This is a genomic window from uncultured Granulicatella sp. (genome assembly GCF_938030755.1).
In the GTDB taxonomy this organism is placed as follows: domain Bacteria; phylum Bacillota; class Bacilli; order Lactobacillales; family Aerococcaceae; genus Granulicatella.
Genome location: NZ_CALHIF010000078.1, coordinates 1 through 5,301, shown reverse-complemented (window position 1 = coordinate 5,301; position 5,301 = coordinate 1). Strand labels below are relative to the sequence as shown.

Sequence of the window (5,301 nt, the reverse complement as noted above, 5' to 3'; positions counted from 1 at the left end):
CTTTGAGATAGTGGGGCGTGCAGAATCAAGTTGTTTGTCATTTGCTGCATCAACCTTATATAAGTCAGTCATGTTTTTAGAAACGACTTCATAAACAACTGTTGCCTTTGTATCTCCACTAAAATTTGTTGCTATATTTGTGGCACTATCAGACACTAACGTCATTATCGTGCTAGAGCAAACTAGTATTAATACTCCGAACAGGAAATTGCGAACCCCTTTTGATAATCTCATTTCTGGATTCAGCATATACCTAATTCCAAAGTAGGCAATCGCAACTCCACCTACTGTCCATGCAACAGGAGAATAGTCTTTTACGATTGTTGTAATTTCAGAGTTTTTCAAAACATCAAATATCTTGAACAATTCAACGTATACCCCTGAAATACTTTCAGCAATCCACACAATAATTTTTAATAATCCCCAGAGAAGGAAGCGAATAAAATCTAAAAGGAAATTGCTTAACTCTAAAAATGGAGATAGGCTTTCTAGTGATGCTTTTATTTCTTCTACTGTCATAGATACTCCTTTCTAAAAAATATGTTTGTTCTCATTTATAAATTCTTGTAATTCAGCCACAGTTTCTAACTCATCAATAGATGGAATTAGATAAGCATTAGCTGTACCTTTGACTTTTTTCTTCAAAGCTTCTTTCTGTTCTTGAATTGTCTGGTCATCAAAATTAGATGACGTTGTAACTGGGAACGGCATTGAATAACCACTATAGATATCTGTTGCTTTAAGTTCTTTTGGTTTTTCAGAAGAAACATTGAGAGTTTCCTGTTCTTCATCTTGTGCTTGCTTTTGAAAATTCATCTTTAATTGTTCTAATTTTGCTACAAAGGCTTTTGCATCCATGTGTAAATTATCATTAGAAATATGAGGAAGATCTAATTCTGTAATCGGTAGTTTCTTTATCAAATCTCCTAGATAACTATAGGCATATTCAAATTCATGATCTTCTCCAGTATTAAAAATTGGATACGGTCTAATTTTGTTCCCTTTTAAGTCAGTTCTCTTGGTAGAACGTTCTACTACAATTTCCCCTTCTCTTAGTCGACCTAATTCGTCAGGGGTTAACAAAGGTCTTGTTTCAACATTTTCTGTAATAGTTTTATTAAAACTTGCGAATGTACCTGTTCTTGAAGCTTGTGTATATTCTTTTGAACCTAACCATTCAGAAAATTCCCTTCTTGTTTCACTATCACCTGACAAAATATAGAATCTATTCATAGATTGAGAACGTAATAAACGTGCTATATCGTTTCCGTATTTAATATCAAATTGCGATAAATCTTGAATATATAAGTTATATAACAACCCTCTGCCAGCCCCTACTGTTAACATTGAACCAATTCCTGAAAAAGAAGGCATATTCCCAAATTCGTCAAAGTGATGAAAAATCCTTTTTGGTAGTCTATCTCCATGTAAACTAGCATATTGTGATAAGTAATAATAACATTGTTGTAGCCATGTTGTTGCTATAATATAGTTTGTTTCTACATAATCAGGAAGGACTAAAAACAATGCAATTGGTTCTACTTTTCCCTCATCGTTCGTTTTTATAAACTCATCAAATTGAAAGGACGTTTGATCCATTAATTTTGCTACTCTTCGTGCTGTAAAATTACGAATCTTTGCTTGTGCTGAAGTAAAGATAGATGACCTCATTTGAGACGTAGACATTCGAACTGTTGAATACTCTAATCTTGCTGGATTGTCTAATGGTAGTGAATCAAAGTAATCATCAAGCATATAACTATTGCCATTTTCAGCTTCTCCTAAGGAATTAAGCATTTGTGCTACGTTATACATATTTACTAAAGGTATTTGTTCAGGTTTAAAGTTGTCTCCCTCTCCAATAAATTCATGACATAATGCAAGAATTAAGGCGTTGACTAAAGCCATAGCGGTTTCTTCCCAAACAGGTTCTTTTGCATTTTCGTTATGATACAAAGGATATGAGAAGGTTTTACAGATTTCTATTGCTTCGTCATAATCTCCTTTTGCGTAAGCATTGGCAATTAATGTTAAAGGATTATATTGTTCTGAACGTTCCATATCAATTAGGTTTAGAACTTTAATTTTATATCCTCTTTGCTTCAACATTTTTTGCGTTCCTTGTAGTAATTCATATTTCCCGGAAGAAATAATCATATGTGGTTTTTCTTCAGAGCGTGAAGCTATCTCAATATCAGTAAGTACTTTTGATTGAGTTTTTCCTGAACGTGTTCGCCCTACAATCAAGCTATGTGCGTCATCTGTGTCGATATATAGTTTATTCTTAATACGTGCTACTAAAACACCAGCTTTTCCCTTATAGCTATCCATTTCTTGTTCAAATTGTGCTAATGCTTGTTGCCGTTCAGGGGTTAAAGTAGTTGCAGAACGGCTTTCAGTAACTTGCGGTTTTGCAACATACTTTGATATTTCCTTATACTGTTCCTTGATTTCTTTATCGGTTGTAAATCGTCCCGTTCCTTTATGACCTTTTTCTAGACTTCCATAAGCAAACTCTAGTTTTTTATAGTACCGATAAACTACAAAGAACGATATAGCATAAAACAAAGCAAATAATACTAATGCCGGAATGAGTGGGATTGTTGGCAATTCTTTTGGGAGTAATCCATCAAACTCAAACTGGTTCTTTAATTGTCTTGCTTGTTGATAGATGCCTAAAATCACTCTTATAATATACTCAAAGACTTTAAAGAAGGTTAAAGCAATAGTGCTGGAAATCCCAACCCACAATAGAGTTAATGCTCCTGACCCTTCTAACTTTTGTAGCTGTTTATATATAAATTGATTAATCATTAAATGTACCTAGATAATCCAGTGTTTCGATTGTTGGAAATGGTTCTTCCCATTCATCAGTTGGTTCTTTTGCTGGATTATTCCCTTTGTTTAATACTCTAAATGTGTGTTGGTAGAAATACATATTCGATTTCTTACCTTCAGTCCATTTTGTCATCTGAATAGAGCCGTTAACCATTAAGAATGTTCCTTTTTGTAATTTTTGAGATAGATACACAGCTTGTTTCCCAAATACATTGATAGGAATATAATCAACTTCATAATTTCCAGCCTTATTCTTATAGCTCCGATTAACAGCTAATGTATAAAACAACTCCGCCTTGTCTTCCGATTCGTTTTCTTTGAATCTCGGTTCAATAGCTACATATCCTACTAAATTAACTTGATTTTGAATGTTCATAGTTTTGTTCCTTTCTCTTTAAATAACCTTTTGCCAAAATGGCAAAAGGTTATAGTTGACGTTCTTGTTCTTTTTGTTGATTTTGATGAAGGTGTCTTTCTTGTTGATGTTTCATTTCGTTTGAGATTTTAATATAATTCATTGCGGTTTCAGGGGCTGGAAATGCTTCTTTCTTTTGAAGCAATTCAACTACTTGCTCTTCTTCATCAAATACTTGTTTTGTTTCTTTTCCATTTATTGAAATCATTGTTACTTCAATTTGTTGCGAATCTGTTTGTTTAATAACCGCTTCTTCTAACAATCCGATACGGTAATAAGGATGTTTTTCTTTCACTTTATTTCTTAGAAATGCTTCTTCCTCGTTTCGTTTTACTTCTTGATCTTCTTTTGGAAGTTTTGAAATACTGTCATCAATTATCTTTTTCGCCAGTGTCATTTTTTGATTATCATTTGCAGGATATTGAAGTACTTCCAATTTATCTGTAAAGGATAACGTTGACCGTTCCGACAATCCTAGTCGTTCCAATTCCTGTTGTTCTTCTTTAGTAAATTCTTGCGATTGAACTTTTTGAAGTGTGTTTTCAAATTGTTCTAAAATTTGATTAGCAACCTCTAATACTTCTTCTGTTAATTCTCTTCTTTCTACTTCTGATAGTTTTTCAGAATAATCTTTAATGTATCCATAATCTTCATCTTTTACCGGAATTTGAAGCGTATCTGATACAATAACAGATACCATTTGTGCTTGAAATTCTTCCGCTTCTTTTGATAATTTACTTGTTTTATGCAACATTCCATGTGCTAGCTCATGTGATAATGTTTTGAATCGTGCAACAGAAGTTAAATCCGGCTGTAAGAAAATTTCATCAGAAGCTGGAATATAATAGCCGTATGTGTTTAATCCAACTCGTCCTTTATCATAGTCCACAAATTGTATATTCTGTTCTTTCATCAAACTATTTAATGCAATATTTTGAATCTGGTAATTTGTTATATTTTCTAATTCATAACCTGTACGAACAAGTTTAGGATAGCTTTCTAAAGGTGCTGTGGTTTGAGAAATGTCAAATACAGCCTTTGGTTGATATCCGCTAACGATCGTTCTTTTGGTATAACGCCCAATCTTTAATAGATTTTTTTCTTCTTCTGTTGCCTTTTCTAACGTTGTAACAATCTTCCCGTTAGAATCCAATAACATTTCAGAAGTCATTGGCGAATAGATTCGAATTCCTTTTTCTCCACGTTTTACAGGGTATCCTTTTTTCTTCCAAAACCCATACGCCCCAACTCCTAAAGCAGTTGGCTTTTGAGAATAAATTAGCATTGTATTTTTTGCAGAATAGTTAGGGAACTGGCGTTTGAACAACAGAAAATCTTTAACTAATTCAGGATTTCGAATAAAGGAATCCACTTTGTCTTGCACTACTTTTGATAGTGCTTCTAATTCTTGTTTCTTTTCTTCTTTTGTTTTTCCTTTATAAGTAGTGGATTCTTGTGCTGTTTCTCCTGTTAGTACTTGTTCAGATTCAGTAATTGAGGGGATTTCAAGTTCTGTCATTTCCTCTTTAATGCCAGTCCAACTTGTAGCAGTTTCTAAAACCAAACTCTTATCTAAAGTCATATCGTACTCACTAATAATGCTTAAATAGTCTCCCAATTGATTAACAACTAGGTGATCTAATACCTCGATTCCAAGTACGTCTCCTGTAGCGATAATTCGTTTTGTGAAGTCAATATCCGCTTGAGATGGTGTCAGATCCCCTGAAGGGTGGTTATGAAATAAGATAACTTTTGCAGCATTCGATAAAATACTTGCTTTAAAGATTTCTCTAGGGTGAGCTACTGAACTATTTATTGACCCCATATGGATCATCGAAGCATTTATCACTTCATTTTTTGTTGTTAGATTTAACGAGAAAAGAACTTCTCGATCAAATGAACCAACCTCTTTCGCAATCGTCTTAATTGCAACTTCTGAAGCCGTTTTTGAACTATTAATTTTCTCCCCAATACTTAACTGATAATCGTCTACTAATTTGATTTTAACGATTTTCAAATCTGTCATTTCTTCATTTGCCATCGAACGT

General features: G+C 33.5%; 4 protein-coding genes. All 4 read right to left on the bottom strand.

The features are described from left to right. The coding region (locus Q0594_RS08075) for a hypothetical protein (RefSeq protein WP_298731100.1) at window positions 1-519 on the bottom strand (519 nt) is incomplete at its 3' end. Between the two features lie 12 nt (window positions 520-531). Then, window positions 532-2,814: a VirD4-like conjugal transfer protein, CD1115 family gene (locus Q0594_RS08070; protein ID WP_298731099.1), complete on the bottom strand. Its 2,283-nt coding sequence runs from the start codon at window positions 2,812-2,814 to the stop codon at window positions 532-534. Continuing rightward, the gene (locus Q0594_RS08065) at window positions 2,807-3,214 is read right to left on the bottom strand and encodes a single-stranded DNA-binding protein (protein ID WP_298731098.1); all 408 of its coding nucleotides are present in this window, start codon (window positions 3,212-3,214) and stop codon (window positions 2,807-2,809) included. The genes Q0594_RS08070 and Q0594_RS08065 overlap by 8 nt, the downstream gene beginning before the upstream one ends. A 49-nt stretch (window positions 3,215-3,263) precedes the next feature. Then, the coding region (locus Q0594_RS08060) for a JAB domain-containing protein (protein ID WP_298731097.1) at window positions 3,264-5,301 on the bottom strand (2,038 nt) is incomplete at its 5' end.